This is a genomic window from Cryobacterium sp. TmT2-59, from assembly GCF_004403545.1.
In the GTDB taxonomy this organism is placed as follows: Bacteria; Actinomycetota; Actinomycetes; order Actinomycetales; family Microbacteriaceae; genus Cryobacterium; species Cryobacterium shii.
In genome coordinates this window covers 15,117-30,458 of the sequence record NZ_SOGM01000015.1, presented here as the reverse complement: position 1 = coordinate 30,458, position 15,342 = coordinate 15,117, and the positions used below count along the sequence as shown (strand labels likewise).

The window sequence follows — 15,342 nt, the reverse complement described above, 5'->3', positions numbered from 1 at the left end:
CCGGTGGCGGCGAGCGTCCTCCCTACCGTGGCAACTCCGAGCGTCCGTCCACGGGTGGGTACCGTGGCAACTCCGAGCGCCCCACCGGTGGCGGCGAGCGTGCCCCCTACCGTGGAAACTCCGAGCGTCCCAGCAGCGGCGGCGAGCGTCCTCCTTACCGTGGTAACTCCGATCGCCCGTCCACGGGCGGCTACCGTGGCAATTCCGAGCGCCCCACCGGCGGCGACGAGCGTGCCCCCTACCGCGGCAATTCTGATCGTCCGCAGCGCGATGGTGAGCGTCCTCCGTACCGTGGGAACTCTGACCGTCCGCAGCGTGATGGCGAGCGTCCTCCGTACCGTGGCCACTCCGACCGGCCCAGTGGCGGCGCGGAGCGCAAGCTGTGGGCGAAGGACGGCGAGCGTCCTGCGTACAACCGTGGCAACTCCGACCGATCCAGCGACCGACCCAGCGGCGGCGCGGAGCGCAAGCCGTGGACCAAGGATGGCGCACGTCCCGAGCGCAGTGACCGCCCCCAGCAGGGCGGCGACAAGCCGTGGACCCAGCGCGGCGGTTCGCCGAACCGCGCCGGTGCACCGCGCGGCGACGCCGGCAAGAAGCTGTGGACCCGCGACGGCGCTCCGGCCCGCGGCGACCGCGATGCGCGCGTCGTCGAAGAGGAGATGACCGAAGAGCAGCGCATGCAGCGCGAGCTCCGCTCCGTGCGGCCTCGTCACGACGACCCGGAACTGCCCGACGACATCACGTCGCAGGATCTGGACCGGATCGCCCGCAATGAACTCAAGACCCTCAGCAAGGACAACGCGGAGGCCGTCGGCCGCCACCTGGCCATGGCCGCGCGCGTCATCGACGAGGATCCGGAACTCGCCCACCGCCACGTGATGTCCGCCGCCCGTCGGGCCGGGCGCATCGCCGTGGTGCGCGAGAGCCTGGCGATCACCGCCTACGCGACCGGCGATTTCGCCCTCGCACTGCGGGAACTCCGCACCTACCGTCGCATCTCCGGCTCGAACGACCAGCTGGCACTGATGGTCGACAGCGAGCGTGGTGTCGGTCGCCCCGACCGGGCGCTGGAGCTGGGACGCTCCGTCGAGCGTTCCTCGCTGCCGGCATCCGTTCAGGTGGCCCTGGCCATCGCAATGTCGGGCGCACGCCTCGACCTCGGCGAGACCGAGGCCGCTCTGAGCGAACTGCAGATCCCGCAGCTGGACCCGAAGACCGCGTACTCCTACAGCGCCGAACTCTTCGCCGCCTACGCCGAGGTTCTGGCCGAGCTCGGCCGTGAAGACGAAGCCGAACTCTGGAACGAGCGGGCCGAACGTGCCGACTCGGCCGTCTCGGGCACGACCGACCTGGATGAAACCATGGAGATCCTCGAGATCGACGAAGAAGACGACGAAGACGAGGAATTCGAGGGAACTGAACTCGGCGACGACGTCAGCGAGAACGACGTTGCCGACAGTGACGACGACGAAGACACCGAAGAGGAAGACGACGACGACCACGAAGACACCGACGACGAGGGCGACTCCGCGTCCGACCCCGACGACGGGGCGGAGCAGGATGCTGAGGCGTCGCCGCGTGCCTGAGCCGGTGACCCCGCTGACCGGCGTCGACGTCGTCCTCGCCGACCTGGACGGTGTGGTCTACACCGGTCCGGGGGCGATCCCGTTCGCCGTGGAGAGCCTGAACCGGGCGGCGGAAACCGCCCGGGTCGGTTACCTCACCAACAACGCGTCCCGCACCGACCGGTCCGTCGCCGCGCACCTGACCGAGCTCGGCCTGCATGCCACGGCGACGGATGTCGTCACCTCGCCCCAGGCCGCCGTGCGGCTGCTCGCGAACGAGGTGCCCGCCGGATCCCGCATCCTCGTCGTCGGGGGAGAGGGGCTCGTCACCGAGGTCGAAAAGGGTGGCTTCGTCGTCACCCGGTCCGCCGACGACGAGCCGGCCGCCGTGATTCAGGGCTTCTCGCCCGAACTCGGCTGGAAGGACCTCGCGGAAGCCGCTTTCGCTCTTCACCCCAACGAGGACGGGGTGCAGATCCCCTGGATCGCCACCAACACCGACTGGACCATCCCGGTCGCCCGGGGGATCGCTCCCGGCAACGGCACGCTCGTCTCCGCGGTGCACACCGCGGTCGGGCGTCTGCCGATCGTGGCCGGCAAACCGGAGGTCGCCATCTTCACGGAGGCGGTCAACCGGTTCCAGGCCGCCCAGCCGCTCTTCATCGGCGATCGCCTCGACACGGACATCCTCGGCGCCAACCGCGCCGGGATCCCGGCCGTACTGGTGCTCACCGGCATCGACAAGGCCAAGCAGGCCCTGGCCGCCGACCCCACCTCCCGGCCGCAGTTCATCCTCGACGATCTGCGCCAGCTGCACGAACCGTACCCGGAGACCGTCTTCTCCAAGGATGGCACCTCCGCCACGGTCGCCGGGGCGACGGTGCGGATCCAGGGCGCCGACGTGCAGATCGTGGCCGAGGGGGATGGCTCCATCAACCTACTCCGCGCCGCCTGCGCCGTGATCTGGGCATCCGGTCGCCCCATCTACGGGCTCAACGTCCCGGAGCGACTGTATCTCGGACGGTAACGTTGAAGTCGTGAAAACAGACGACGTGAACCAGGATTCGACCGCGGACGGGCTGGCCGACGAACTCGTCGGCCAGCTCGCCGCGATCGATGACCAGCCCCTGGAGGAGCGCGCAGCCGCGTACGTGCAGGTGCACGACCGGCTGCGCGACCACCTCGAGGGTGGAGACGTTCCACGATCGACGAACTCATGACCGAGGGACAGATGCCCGACCAATCCCCTGTACCCGACGAGATGCCCGAACCTGAGCCGCAGCGCCTCGACACGGCCCTCGCCGAACGCGGGCTGGCCCGGTCGCGAACCGTGGCCGCGCAGCTGATCGTGGCGGGGCTGGTCACGGTCGACGGCAAACCGGTGGTCAAGGCATCCGTGAAGGTGCGCGAGAACCAGACCATCGAGGTGGCGGCGACCGACCACTACGTCAGCCGCGGTGCCCACAAGCTCATCGCCGCGCTGGACGTCTTCGAGCTGCCGGTGGCCGGCCGCACGGTGCTGGATGCCGGCGCGTCAACGGGCGGTTTCAGCCAGGTGCTGCTCGAACGCGGCGCCGGCCAGGTGATCGCGGTCGACGTCGGGCACGGGCAGCTCGCGCCTCTGCTCGCCAATGAACCGAAGCTGGTGCTCGTCGAGGGTTTCAACCTGCGCTACGCCACCGCCGAGTCCATCGCGGCCGCCTCCGGGGTGCCGCAGCGCGCCGACCTCGTCGTCGGCGACCTCTCGTTCATCTCCCTGACCACCGTTCTGCCCGCGCTGGTGGCCACCGCCCTGCCCGGCGCCGATTTCGTGCTGCTGATCAAGCCGCAGTTCGAGGTCGGCAAGGGCAGCATCCGTGAGGGGGTCGTGCACGATCCGGGCCTCCGGGCCGACGCAATCGCCGGGGTGCTCTGGGCAGCCTGGGACCTGGGCCTCGGCACCCGCGGCCTGATTGCCTCGCCGATCGCCGGTGGGGCCGGGAACCGCGAGTATTTGTGCTGGCTGACCAGCACGGGAGGCAGCAATCCGACAGAATGGATCGAGCAGACGACTGCACTGGTGGGAGTGACGAAATGAGCAAAGCACCCCGCCACTTCCTCGTCGTCGCCCACACCGGGCGCCGGGACTCGCTGGAGGCCGCGGTCACCGTCTGCGAGCAGCTCCTCGCCGCCGGTGCGGCGCCCGTGATGGCCCGCGAGGAGCGGGCCGACCTGCTCGCATCCTGCCCAGAACTCACCGATCGCCTGGCGATCCTGCACGAGAGCGTCGAGACCACCGAACTGGAACTCGCCATCGTGCTCGGCGGCGACGGCACAATCCTGCGCGCCGCCGAGCTCGTGCGCGGCTGCTCCGCTCCCCTCCTCGGCATCAACCTCGGCCACGTCGGCTTCCTGGCCGAGAGCGAACGCGACGACCTCGGCGAGGCCGTGCGCCGCGCCCTGTCCCGCGACTACCTGGTCGAGGAACGCATGGCCCTGGCCGTGCGGGTCAAGCTCGGCGACGACGTGATCTACGAGACCTGGGCGCTGAACGAGGCCACCGTCGAGAAGTCCAGCCGCGAACGGATGCTCGAGGTCGTGATCGAGGTCGACGGCCGGCCGCTCTCTTCCTTCGGCTGCGACGGCGTGGTCATGTCCACGCCGACCGGGTCCACCGCCTACGCCTTCTCGGCCGGCGGCCCGATCGTCTGGCCGACGCTCGACGCCCTCCTGCTCGTGCCGCTCAGCGCGCACGCCCTCTTCGCCCGGCCGCTCGTCGTCGGCCCGGATTCGTCGCTCGCGGTCGAGGTTCTCGCCCGCACCGGCGGGGCCGCGGTGCTCTGCGCGGACGGCCGCCGCGTGCAGGACCTGCCGCCGGGGTCGCGCGTGATCGTTCGCCGTTCGCCCGTCCCGGTGCGCCTGGCCCGGCTGCACGTCGCCCCGTTCACCGACCGCCTGGTCAACAAGTTCAACCTGCCCGTGACGGGCTGGAGAGGCCCGGTCGGCCGTGAATAGGGGTTCCGCATGATCGAGGAACTCGTGATCCGGGATCTCGGCGTGATCCGGGAGGCCACCCTGCCGCTCGGCCCCGGTTTCACCGCCGTAACCGGGGAGACCGGCGCGGGCAAGACCATGGTCGTCACCGCGCTGGGCCTGCTGCTCGGCGACCGGGCCGACCCGGGGCTCGTGCGTCAGGGCCAGACGCAGAGCTGGGTCGAAGGCCGCTGGCTGATCCCCGCCGACGGCGCCGTCGCGCAGCGCGTGCGGGACGCCGGGGGAGACCTCGACGGGCCGGAGCTCCTCCTGAGCCGATCGGTCTCGGCCGAGGGACGCAGCCGGGCCGTCGTGGGCGGCCGCGGCGCTCCCGCGAGTGTGCTCGCCGACCTCGGCGGCGACCTGGTCGTCGTGCACGGGCAGTCCGACCAGGTGCGCCTGCGGTCGGCCGTCGCCCAGCGCGCGGCCCTGGACCGGTTCGCCGGCCCCGACCTCGCCGAGACCCTCGACCTCTTCCAGCTCGCCTACCACCGGTGGCAGGGCAACCAGACCGACCTCGACCGTCTCGTCGACGAGCAGGAGCAGCGCCGGCTGGAAGCCGAAGAGCTGCGCGCCGCCATCGCCGAGGTCGAACTCGTCGCACCGCAACGCGGCGAAGACGACGCGCTCGGCGAACGCGCCGAACGCCTCGGCAACCTCGAAGAACTGCGCCTCGCCGCCGCCCAGGCCCGGGAACTGCTCTCCGCCGAAGAGAACCCCGACGGACTGCCCGACGCCGTCTCCCTGCTGGACTCCGCCCGACGCCGGCTTGAGCGCGCCGGGGAGCACGACCCCGCCCTGCCGCCCCTGGCCGAGGCGCTCGCGAACGCCGGCTTCCTGGTCGCGGACATCGCCGCACAGCTCTCCAGCTACCTCGCCGGCCTCGACGCCGACGGCGCCCGCGAACTCGAGGTCGTGCAGGAACGCCGCGCCGCGCTGACCGCCCTGGCCCGAAAATACGTGGGCGGCCTCGACGAAGCCATCGACTTCCTCGACACCGGCAGCGCCCGGCTGCTCGAACTCGACAGCGACACCGACCGGATCGACGCCCTCCGCGCCGAGACGGACGCCGACCGCGCCGCCATGGACGCCCTCGCCGACCGCCTCACCGCCATCCGCACCACGGCGGCCGCGTCGCTCGGGGCCGCCGTCACCGGCGAACTCGCCGCCCTCGCGATGCCCAATGCCGCCCTCGTCGTCGAGGTCGACAGCCGGGCCGAGATCTCGCTCACCGGGCGCGACCTCGTCAAGATCCTGCTCCGACCCCACGCGGGCGCCGAGCCGCGCAGCCTGGCCCGCGGGGCATCCGGTGGCGAGTTGTCCCGGGTGATGCTCGCGATCGAGGTCGTCATCAACGCCACCGACCCGGTGGCGACCTTCGTCTTCGACGAGGTCGACGCCGGAGTGGGCGGGGCCGCGGCGATCGAGATCGGCCGCCGACTCGCCCGGCTTGCCGAAACCGCGCAGGTGATCGTGGTCACCCACCTGGCGCAGGTCGCCGCCTTCGCCGGCAACCACCTCAGCGTCGTCAAGGACAGCGACGGCTCCGTCACCGCCAGCAGCGTTCGCCAGCTGCAGGGCGACGAACGCGCAGCCGAGATGGCCCGGCTGCTGTCGGGACTGCCCGACTCCGAAAGCGGGCTCGAACACGCGCGCGAACTCATGAACCTTGCCCACTCCAACCGTTAGGCCGAACCCAGGTGATAGAGTCGAAGCCCGTGGTGGAAAATAAAATCTCGGACAATTCAGACAGCTCAGACAGCTCAGCACGCTCTGACGGCTCAGCACGCGACGACACGACCAAGCACATCTTTGTGACCGGTGGTGTCGTTTCTTCGTTGGGCAAGGGCCTGACGGCGGCCAGCCTCGGCAATCTCCTGACGGCCAGCGGTCTCCGCGTCGTCATGCAGAAGCTCGACCCCTATCTCAACGTGGACCCGGGCACGATGAACCCGTTCCAGCACGGCGAGGTCTTCGTGACCGACGACGGCGCCGAAACCGACCTGGACATCGGCCACTACGAGCGGTTCCTCGACATCAACCTCAGCCAGGCGGCGAACGTCACCACCGGCCAGGTCTACTCGCAGGTCATCGCCAAGGAACGCCGCGGCGAATACCTCGGCGACACCGTGCAGGTCATCCCGCACATCACCGACGAGATCAAGCGCCGCATGCGCCTGCAGGCCAGCGACGAGCTGCGCCCCGACGTCATCATCTCCGAAATCGGCGGCACCGTCGGCGACATCGAATCGCAGCCGTTCCTCGAGGCCGCCCGCCAGGTGCGCCACGAGCTCGGCCGCAACAACGTCTTCTTCGTGCACGTGTCGCTGGTGCCGTTCATGGCCGCCGCGGGCGAGCAGAAGACCAAGCCGACCCAGCACTCCGTCGCCGCCCTGCGTTCCATCGGGATCCAGCCGGATGCGCTCGTGCTGCGCAGCGACCGTCCCGTCTCCGACTCGAACAAGCGCAAGATCGCGCTCATGTGCGACGTCGACGAAGACGCCGTGGTCAACGCGATCGACGTGCCCAGCATTTACGAGATCCCGACCATGTTGCACGACCAGGGCCTGGACCGCTACATCACCGACCACCTCGGCCTGCCCGTCACCAACGTCGACTGGACCGGCTGGCAGAAGGTGCTCGACGCCGTGCGCGAGCCCAAGCACGCCGTCACCATCGGCCTGGTCGGCAAGTACATCGACCTGCCCGACGCCTACCTGTCCGTGACCGAGGCGCTGCGCGCCGGCGGTTTCGCCAACCAGACCAAGGTCAACGTCACCTGGATCGCCTCCGACGACTGCGAGACCGAGGAGGGCGCCGCCCGCCTGCTCGGCGAGCTCGACGGCATCTGCGTTCCCGGCGGTTTCGGCGTGCGCGGCATCGAGGGCAAGCTCGGTGCCCTCAAGTTCGCCCGCGAGAACGCGATCCCCGTGCTCGGCCTCTGCCTCGGCCTGCAGTGCATGGTGATCGAGTACGCCCGCAACAAGGCCGGTCTGACCGGCGCCTCCTCCTCCGAGTTCGACGAGGACACCGAGTTCCCCGTGATCGCGACCATGGAGGAGCAGGTCGAGATCATCGCCGGCGGCGACCTGGGCGGCACCATGCGCCTGGGCCTCTACCCGGCCGCCCTGGCCGAGGGATCCATCGTCGCGGAGCTCTACGGTGCCCCCGAGGCGTCCGAGCGCCACCGCCACCGCTACGAGGTCAACAACGCGTTCCGTGGCCAGATCGCGGATGCCGGCCTGTGGTTCTCCGGAACCTCGCCCGACGGCCATCTGGTCGAGTACGTCGAGCTGAAGCGCTCGGAGCACCCGTTCTACGTGGGCACGCAGGCGCACCCGGAGCTGCGCAGCCGGCCCAGCCACGCGCATCCGTTGTTTCGCGGCCTGATCGGCGCCGCCCTGGACCGCCAGCAGTCGAGCCGTCTGTTCGAGGTCGAGGCGGGCGAAGCCGTCGACGATCTCGACGTCCCGGCCGTTGTCTGACGCCGTGACTGAGACCTCGGTCAGCGCCGACAACTCCACCGGATCCGACCCGTCGGCGCTGGCGGACGAGTTCGCGTTCGCGCCGGTCACGGCCACCGAGATCGTCTTCGACGGCAAGGTCTGGGACGTGCGCCGCGACACCTTCGGCTACAACGGCTCGGGCATCATCCGCGAGTACCTGGACCACCCGGGCGCCGTGGCGATCCTCGCCCTCGACGAGCAGGACCGCGTACTCCTGATCAAGCAGTACCGGCATCCGGTGCGCGTGCGGGAGTGGGAACTGCCCGCCGGCCTGCTCGACGAAGCCGGGGAACACCCGCTCGTCGGCGCGCAGCGGGAGCTGGCCGAGGAAGCCGACCTCACGGCGACCCGCTGGGACATGCTCAGCGAGTTCTACACCTCGCCGGGCGGCAGCAACGAGGTCATCCGGATCTACCTGGCCCGCGGCCTGGCGGTCGCCGACGACGTGTTCGCGCGCACCGAGGAGGAAGCCGACATCGAGATCCGCTGGGTTCCCCTTGACGAGTGCGTCGACGCCATCCTGGCGAGCAAGGTGCAGAACCCGTCGCTCGTGATCGGCGCCCTGGCCGCGCACGCCGCCCGGGCCCGCGGGTGGAGCAGCCTCGCGCCGGCGGACACGCCGTGGCCGCGGCATCCGACCAATTGGGACCACGAGGTGTGACCGCCCCGGCGGCTGCGGGCGGGGAGTCGGCTGTGGTGCCGGCAGCGGCTGTGCCTTCGGCTGCGACTGCGGCTGCGCGCTCAGCCGTGGTTCCGGCTGATACTCCGACGGTTGCTCCGGCCGTGGCTTCGGCCATGGATTCCTTTTTGCGGCACGTCGCGGTCGAGCGCGGGCTGAGCGCCAACACCGTCGCCGCGTACCGGCGCGACCTCGTGATCTACGGCCGCTGGCTCGCCGCCGCCGACCTCGCCGCGCTGGCCGGGATCACGGCGCAGCACATCTCCGAGTTCTTGCGGTTCCTGGGTTCCCGGGAGGAGTCGCCGCTGACGGCGGCGTCGATCGCGCGCATCCTGTCGACGGTGCGCGGCTTCCACCGGTTCCTGCTCGAGGAGGGCGTGGTCGAGACGGATGTCGCGCACGAGTCCAAGCCGCCGAAGCTCGGCACCCGGCTGCCCAAGGCCATCTCGGTCGAGCAGGTCACGGCCCTGCTCGCGGCGACCGACGGCGACGAGGTGCAGAACCTGCGCGACAAGGCCCTGCTGGAGCTGCTCTACGCCACCGGCGCACGGGTGTCCGAGGTGGTCAATCTCAACGTGGACGACGTGCTCGAGCCCGACGTCGTGCGCCTGACCGGCAAGGGCAACAAGCAGCGCATCGTGCCCGTCGGCAGCTTCGCGCGCACGGCCCTCGACATCTGGCTGGTTCGGGGGAGGCCCCTGCTGTCGGGGCGAGGCAAGGCCACTCCGGCCCTGTTCCTCGGCCTCCGCGGACAGCGGGTCAGCCGGCAGAATGCATGGCTGATCATCCGTGCCGCCGCCGAGCGGGCCGGACTCGAGGGGCACGTGTCGCCGCACACGCTGCGGCATTCCTTCGCCACCCACCTGCTCGAGGGCGGGGCCGATGTGCGCGTGGTGCAGGAGTTGCTCGGCCATTCCTCGGTCGCCACCACCCAGATCTACACCCTGGTCACCGCCGACACCCTCCGCGACATGTACACGACCGCGCACCCCCGCGCCCGTCCGGTCCCGCCGGTCCCGCCGGTCCCGCCGGTCCCGTCCTCGCCCGTCCCGCCCGTCTCACCTATCCCGCCCTCGGGGCCAGACCCCGCCTAACTGTTCCCGTTCCGGTCGAGAGTGCCCGGTGTAACGGTCACTCTCGACCGGAACGGGAACTATCGCGGCCCCCGTGGGAGCGGCGCAGACCGGGTCAGAGGGCGCGGAGCCCCACGGCCAGGGTGATCGGCTCGCGCTGCCCGCCCGAGTGCACGATGTGCGCGCCGTCGACGGTGAGCTGGCTGGCGTGGCAGCGGAGGGCTGCGGTCACCGTGGCGAGGTGCCGGTCGAGGGCGAACCACTCCGCGTCCGGGGCCGGATCGTGCACGACCTCGGCGAACGGTGCGCTCTCCGCCCGGCAGGCCGCCAGGGTCGCCTCGTGCATGCGTACATGGTCCGGATGCCCGTAGCCGCCGCCGTTGTCGTAGCTGATCACCAGGTCGGGCCGAAGCTGCGCGATCAGCGCGGCCACATCGGCGGCCACCTCCGCCAGCGGCGCCCGCACCAGGGCGTCATCGTCGATGTCGTCGGCGGGCCCGGCGAGCCCGGGGCGGATCCACTTCATGCCCGAGTCACGGTAGACGCGGCGCTGCAGGTGACCGGCCCGCGCGGGACGTTCACCGAGCCGGAACCGCGCAGCGATGCCGAGAGTCTCCGCGGCCCGCCGCAACTCCTGCTCGCGCTCGTGCGTGAGCGCATCCGTGCCCTCGAGCACCGACAGCGGCCCCGGCACGACGTCGCCCTGCTCGCCGCGGGTGGCGGTCAGCAGCGACACCCGGATGCCGCGGGCCACCAGCTCCGCGATCAGAGCGCCGGTCGAAATGGTCTCGTCGTCGGGGTGCGCGTGCACGAACAGCACCGACGCCACCCCGTCCAGAAGGCCCGGCCCGTCAAAATCCGGCCCGCCGAAGCCCGGCCGGTCAAAATCAGCAGCGCCGCCAGCCCCGCTCATGCGCTCAGGAGCGTGTGCCGCCAACCCTCGTCGCCGGGGCCCACGAGCGAACGGTAGACCGCCAGCAGACCCTCCGCCGAGCGCGGCCAGTCCAGGTGCTCCGCCCGCTCCCGGGCGGCCAGGGACAGCCGGCGGGCGAAGGCGGGGTTCGAGAGGATGCCGGTGAGCGCCTCCGCCCACACCTCGGGATCCCGGGAGTCCAGCACCACCCCCGTGTCCCCGTTGACCACGGCCTCACGCAACCCGCCGGCCGCGGCGGCGACGACGGGCACGCCGCTGGCGGCAGCCTCCAGCGCGACCAGGCCGTACGTTTCCGAGTGGGACGGCACCAGCACCACCCGGGCGCCGCGCAGCAGCCCGGCCAGGTCGGCGCGGGACTGCGGGCCGACGAAACGCACGCCCGACGCGATCCCGTGGCGGGCCGCGAGGGCCTGCAGCTCGTCGATGTACCCGTCGTAGTCGCTGGAGGCGTCCCCCGCGATCACGAGTTCGGGGCGCAGCTCCGCCGACACGGCCGCGATCGCCTCGATCGCGAGGTCCAGACCCTTGAGCGGCTGCAGGCGCGCGGCGACGACGGCGTAGCCCCGCCCGGCAGGCGAGGTGGCCCCGGCCGGGGAAGTGACCTCGGCAGGGGAAGCGACCCCGGCCGCCGAAGCGACCCCGGTCGGCCGGAACAGCGTCCCGTCGACGCCCGGCAGCACGATCGCAACCCGGTCCGGCGACCCGCCGAGCCGCCGCACGACGGTGTCGGCCTCGGCTTCGCTGATCGCCACGATGGCGTCGGATGTCTGGGCGAGCCAGGCCTCCCCGGCCATCCGGCCCGGGGATTCGGCGCGTTCGCCGGCCGACAGCGGCGTCGACTCGTCCGCGGCGATGCTGTGGAAGCTCTGCACGTGGGGGACACCGCGCAGGCGGGCCAGCGGCAGGGCCGCCATGCCGGAGAACCAGTGGTGCGAGTGGATGACGTCGTACGGTCCCAGCGCGGCCATCCGCACCCGGAACGCGTCGATGAAGCCCTCGTGGTCGCCCTTGGGAACCGGACGGGCCGGGCCGGCGTCGAGGAACCGGAGGGTGACCCCCGGGGTCAGCTGCACGTCGGACAGCTCGGTCGAGGAGCGCCGGGTGAGGATCTCGACCTGGTGCCCGGCGGCGGCGAGGGCCTCGGCCTGGTGCCGCACGACCACGTTCATGCCGCCGGCGTCGCCGGAACCGGGCTCGGCACCCGGCGAGGTGTGCAGGCAGACGAGCGCGATACGGAGAGGCGCAGGGACGGGCGCAGAGAGGTGAGGCACTGTGAAATCTTAACTCACCAGCCTGTGACGCCCCCTGTGCCGGTTCACAGCGTCCCCCCAGACGCGGATTCACCTCCGGATTTGGCTGGCAGACCGGCCTTTTCGGCGATCCCTGCCCAAATGTGCCCCCGTGAATCGGTACACTCGAACACAGTGATTGGTGCAGGACGGATCGGGGACATCTCAGTGGCGCGCAAGCAAGATGACCGGGTACGACTCCCCGGTCTGGACGAGGTACCAGTCGGTGCGACTGGGCGCCCGAAGCGCGACTTCGACGAGCCGGTGACACTGGTCAGTCACGGCCCGGCCCGGATCATCTCCCTGTGCAACCAGAAGGGCGGCGTCGGCAAGACGACGACCACCATCAACCTGGGTGCCGCGCTGGCCGGCTACGGCCGCCGCGTGCTGGCCATCGACTTCGACCCGCAGGGCGCACTGTCCGCCGGTCTCGGCGTGCCCACCCACGACGTCACCACCATCTACGACCTGCTCCTGAGCGGATCGGTCAACCCGCACGACGCCATCCAGAAGACGTCCGTGCACAACCTCGACATCATCCCGGCGAACATCGACCTGTCCGCCGCGGAGGTGCACCTGGTCAACGAGGTCGCCCGCGAGCAGATCCTCGCCCGGGTGCTGCGCAAGATCTCCGCCGACTACGACGTGATCCTGATCGACTGCCAGCCCTCGCTCGGCATCCTCACCGTGAACGCCCTCACCGCCAGCCACGGCGTGCTCATCCCGCTCGAGTGCGAGTTCTTCGCCCTCCGCGGTGTGGCCCTCCTGATCGAGACCATCGACAAGGTGCGCGACCGCCTCAACCCCGCCATCGAGCTCGACGGCATCCTCGCGACCATGTTCGACTCCCGCACGCTGCACTCCCGCGAGGTGCTCGAGCGCGTCGTCGACGCCTTCGGCGAGAGCGTGCTCGAGACCGTCATCGGCCGCACGGTCAAGTTCCCCGATGCCAGCGTCGCCGGGGTGCCGATCACCGAATTCGCGCCAGAGCACGCGGCCGCCAAGGCTTACAAGCAGGCGGCGCGGGAACTGATCCAGCGTGGCGCCGTCGCCTGACGCGGCCGCTCCGAAGACATTTTCGGTTGCCCTCGGCAACTTCGAGGGCCCGTTCGACCTGCTCCTGACCCTGATCGGCAAGCACGAACTCGACATCACCGAGATCTCGCTCAGCCGGGTGACGGATGAATTCATCGCCTATCTGCGCGGCCTCGACCAGACCGAGGAACTCGACCAGGCCACCGAATTCCTGGTCGTCGCGGCGACCCTGCTCGATCTGAAGGTGGCCGGCCTGCTGCCCCAGGGTGAGCTCGTCGACGCGGAAGACGCCGCCCTGCTCGAGGCCCGCGACCTTTTGTTCGCCCGGCTGCTGCAGTACCGCGCGTTCAAGACCGCCTCGCTCTGGTTCCAGGAGCACCTCGACACCGAATCCACCCGGCACGTGCGCGCGGTGCGGCTCGAGGAGAAGTTCCGGCAACAGACCCCCGAGCTGGTCTGGACCCTCTCCCTCGCCGACTTCGGCGCCCTCGCCGCGCTGGCCCTCACCCCGCGGGAGCTGCCCACCGTGGGGCTCGACCACCTGCACGCGCCGCTGGTCAGCATCCGTGAACAGGCGGCCTGGATCGTAATGATGCTGCGCCCGGGGGAGACCCTCACCTTCCGCGAGCTGATCGTCGACACCCCGCAAAAAGGCATGGTGATCGCCCGTTTCCTGGCCGTGCTCGAGCTCTACCGGCTCGGCGCGATCTCGTTCGACCAGCTCGAACCACTCGGCGACCTCAGCCTGCACTGGAGCGCCGAATCCTGGAGTGAAGACACCCTCGCCAACCTCGGAGCCGACTATGACCAGTAACGCTCACGCCGTCCAGCCAGCCCGGGCCGAGCAGAACACGCAGCCGACGGATGCCGTCGAGCCGGCCCTCGAACGCACCCTCGAGGCGATCCTGATGGTCGCCGACGAGCCCCAGAGCCTGCTGCACCTCGCGGCGGCGGTCGACGCCCCGCTGCCCCGGGTGCGCGCGGCCGTGGACCGGCTCGTGGCCGACTTCGACGGCCTCGCCGGCACCGTGCGCCGTGGCTTCGAACTGCGCGAGGTGGCCGGCGGCTGGCGCATCTACGTGCGCGCCGAGCACGACCTGGCCGTGGCCGACTTCGTGGTCACCCAGAACCCCAGCCGGCTCTCGCAGGCCGCACTGGAGACCCTCGCGGTGATCGCTTACAAGCAACCGATCAGCCGCGGGGCTGTAGCCTCGATTCGTGCCGTTAATGTGGACTCGGTCGTGCGCACTCTGCTGGGCCGCGGTCTGATCACCGAAGCCTTCACCGATAGTGAGACCGGTGCGATCAACTACGGCACCACAGACTTGTTGCTCACCCAGCTCGGAATCAACTCGCTCGACGAGTTGCCCTATATATCGCCGTTGCTCAATGACGGTGCCAACGGATTTGAGGATCTGCCATGACGAATGACTACCAGGAGACACCGGGGACTCCGCCCCAGGGCACGCCGACCAACCCGGAGGCCGCCGCCGACGGCGTGCGCCTGCAGAAGGTCATGGCCTCCGCCGGCGTGGCCTCCCGCCGCGTGTCCGAAGACATGATCGCCGCCGGCCGCGTGCGCGTGAACGGCAAGGTCGTCACCGAACTGGGCCGCCGCATCCACCCCGACTCCGACCAGATCATGGTCGACAACATCGCCGTGCAGCTGGACACCAGCCGCCGCTACGTGATGCTGAACAAGCCCGTCGGCGTCGTCTCCTCGATGCAGGATGAGAGCGGCCGCCCCGACCTGCGCGAGTTCACCGACCAGTTCGAGGAACGCCTGTTCAACGTGGGCCGCCTCGACGCGATGACGAGCGGCCTGCTGATCCTGACCAACGACGGCGACCTCGCACACGTGCTCGCGCATCCGTCGTTCGGGGTCTTGAAGACCTACATCGCCAAGGTCGAGGGCCGCGTGTCGCCGCAGACCATCCAGCTGCTGCAGAACGGCATCGAACTCGACGACGGCCCCATCGCCGCCGACAAGGCCCGCATCCTGACCAGTCCTCCCGGCGACGGCTTCAGCCTGGTCGAGCTCACCCTGCACTCCGGCCGCAACCGGATCGTGCGCCGCATGATGGAGGCCGTCGGCCACCCCGTCGTCGACCTGGTGCGCCGCCAGTTCGGACCGCTGCACCTCGGCACCCTCCGGGTCGGCGATGCGCGCGATTTGACTAAGGTTGAACTCGGTCAGCTGCTCACCGTGTCGCGGGCCGAAACGAAGAACTAGGCCGGCCGTCAGG

The 15,342-nt window shown here is 70.5% G+C and carries 14 protein-coding genes and 1 pseudogene; 13 read left to right on the top strand and 2 right to left on the bottom strand.

Going from position 1 to position 15,342, the window contains the following annotated elements:
* The 9 genes and pseudogenes from E3T24_RS17785 to xerD all read left to right on the top strand — a co-directional run.
* A partial coding sequence (locus tag E3T24_RS17785) for a hypothetical protein (RefSeq protein WP_241978592.1) occupies positions 1 to 1,589 on the top strand: 1,589 nt, incomplete at its 5' end.
* Complete coding sequence (locus tag E3T24_RS02270) at positions 1,564 to 2,595, top strand: HAD-IIA family hydrolase (RefSeq protein WP_134434234.1); 1,032 nt, start codon at positions 1,564 to 1,566, stop codon at positions 2,593 to 2,595. The genes E3T24_RS17785 and E3T24_RS02270, both read left to right, overlap by 26 nt.
* A 10-nt stretch (positions 2,596 to 2,605) precedes the next feature.
* The gene (locus tag E3T24_RS02265) at positions 2,606 to 2,788 is read left to right on the top strand and encodes a hypothetical protein (RefSeq protein ID WP_134365037.1); all 183 of its coding nucleotides are present in this window, start codon (positions 2,606 to 2,608) and stop codon (positions 2,786 to 2,788) included.
* Between the two features lie 41 nt (positions 2,789 to 2,829).
* Positions 2,830 to 3,645, top strand: a complete 816-nt coding sequence (locus tag E3T24_RS02260; protein WP_134402340.1) for a TlyA family RNA methyltransferase — start codon at positions 2,830 to 2,832, stop codon at positions 3,643 to 3,645.
* A complete protein-coding gene (locus tag E3T24_RS02255; protein ID WP_134365038.1) occupies positions 3,642 to 4,562 on the top strand; it encodes an NAD kinase in 921 nt (306 codons plus the stop codon). Before E3T24_RS02260 ends, E3T24_RS02255 begins: the two co-directional genes overlap by 4 nt.
* Positions 4,555 to 6,269 (top strand): annotated as a pseudogene (recN, locus tag E3T24_RS02250) (DNA repair protein RecN). The gene E3T24_RS02255 and the pseudogene recN overlap by 8 nt, the downstream one beginning before the upstream one ends.
* 119 nt (positions 6,270 to 6,388) lie before the next feature.
* A complete protein-coding gene (locus E3T24_RS02245) occupies positions 6,389 to 8,065 on the top strand; it encodes a CTP synthase (RefSeq protein ID WP_241975756.1) in 1,677 nt (558 codons plus the stop codon).
* 58 nt (positions 8,066 to 8,123) lie between these two features.
* On the top strand, positions 8,124 to 8,747 hold the full coding sequence (locus E3T24_RS02240; protein ID WP_134365057.1) for an NUDIX hydrolase: 624 nt from the start codon (positions 8,124 to 8,126) through the stop codon (positions 8,745 to 8,747).
* 134 nt (positions 8,748 to 8,881) lie between these two features.
* On the top strand, positions 8,882 to 9,859 hold the full coding sequence (gene xerD, locus E3T24_RS02235) for a site-specific tyrosine recombinase XerD (RefSeq protein WP_134434233.1): 978 nt from the start codon (positions 8,882 to 8,884) through the stop codon (positions 9,857 to 9,859).
* 94 nt (positions 9,860 to 9,953) lie between these two features.
* Here xerD and E3T24_RS02230 read toward each other — a convergent pair whose 3' ends face one another.
* Positions 9,954 to 10,751, bottom strand: coding sequence for a PIG-L family deacetylase (locus E3T24_RS02230; RefSeq protein ID WP_134365041.1), 798 nt, complete (start codon positions 10,749 to 10,751; stop codon positions 9,954 to 9,956).
* Entirely contained in the window at positions 10,748 to 12,043 is a 1,296-nt protein-coding gene (locus tag E3T24_RS02225; protein ID WP_241978591.1) for a glycosyltransferase, read from the bottom strand. Before E3T24_RS02225 ends, E3T24_RS02230 begins: the two co-directional genes overlap by 4 nt.
* 153 nt (positions 12,044 to 12,196) lie before the next feature.
* On the opposite strand from E3T24_RS02225, the gene E3T24_RS02220 reads away from it, so the two are divergent.
* Genes E3T24_RS02220 through E3T24_RS02205 form a run of 4 tightly spaced genes read left to right on the top strand, consistent with a single transcriptional unit; the run spans position 12,197 to position 15,329 of the window.
* Entirely contained in the window at positions 12,197 to 13,117 is a 921-nt protein-coding gene (locus tag E3T24_RS02220; protein ID WP_241975738.1) for a ParA family protein, read from the top strand.
* Positions 13,101 to 13,910, top strand: a complete 810-nt coding sequence (locus tag E3T24_RS02215) for a ScpA family protein (RefSeq protein ID WP_134365043.1) — start codon at positions 13,101 to 13,103, stop codon at positions 13,908 to 13,910. Before E3T24_RS02220 ends, E3T24_RS02215 begins: the two co-directional genes overlap by 17 nt.
* Positions 13,900 to 14,520 (top strand): SMC-Scp complex subunit ScpB, encoded by a 621-nt coding sequence (locus tag E3T24_RS02210; protein ID WP_134410132.1) that lies wholly within the window; start codon positions 13,900 to 13,902, stop codon positions 14,518 to 14,520. The genes E3T24_RS02215 and E3T24_RS02210 overlap by 11 nt, the downstream gene beginning before the upstream one ends.
* Positions 14,517 to 15,329 carry a pseudouridine synthase gene (locus E3T24_RS02205; RefSeq protein ID WP_134365045.1) on the top strand — a complete coding sequence of 271 codons (813 nt, stop codon included), beginning with the start codon at positions 14,517 to 14,519 and terminating at the stop codon, positions 15,327 to 15,329. Before E3T24_RS02210 ends, E3T24_RS02205 begins: the two co-directional genes overlap by 4 nt.
* Positions 15,330 to 15,342: the final 13 nt, after the last annotated feature.

Excerpts from the sequence above, each read along its gene's own strand:
- E3T24_RS02255 (WP_134365038.1), top strand. The coding sequence starts at position 3,642 with ATGAGCAAAGCACCCCGCCACTTCCTCGTCGTCGCCCACACCGGGCGC.
- E3T24_RS02210 (WP_134410132.1), top strand. The coding sequence starts at position 13,900 with ATGACCAGTAACGCTCACGCCGTCCAGCCAGCCCGGGCCGAGCAGAAC.
- xerD (WP_134434233.1), top strand. The coding sequence starts at position 8,882 with ATGGATTCCTTTTTGCGGCACGTCGCGGTCGAGCGCGGGCTGAGCGCC.
- E3T24_RS02205 (WP_134365045.1), top strand. The coding sequence starts at position 14,517 with ATGACGAATGACTACCAGGAGACACCGGGGACTCCGCCCCAGGGCACG.
- E3T24_RS02230 (WP_134365041.1), bottom strand. The coding sequence starts at position 10,751 with ATGAGCGGGGCTGGCGGCGCTGCTGATTTTGACCGGCCGGGCTTCGGC.
- E3T24_RS02260 (WP_134402340.1), top strand. The coding sequence starts at position 2,830 with ATGCCCGAACCTGAGCCGCAGCGCCTCGACACGGCCCTCGCCGAACGC.
- E3T24_RS02270 (WP_134434234.1), top strand. The coding sequence starts at position 1,564 with ATGCTGAGGCGTCGCCGCGTGCCTGAGCCGGTGACCCCGCTGACCGGC.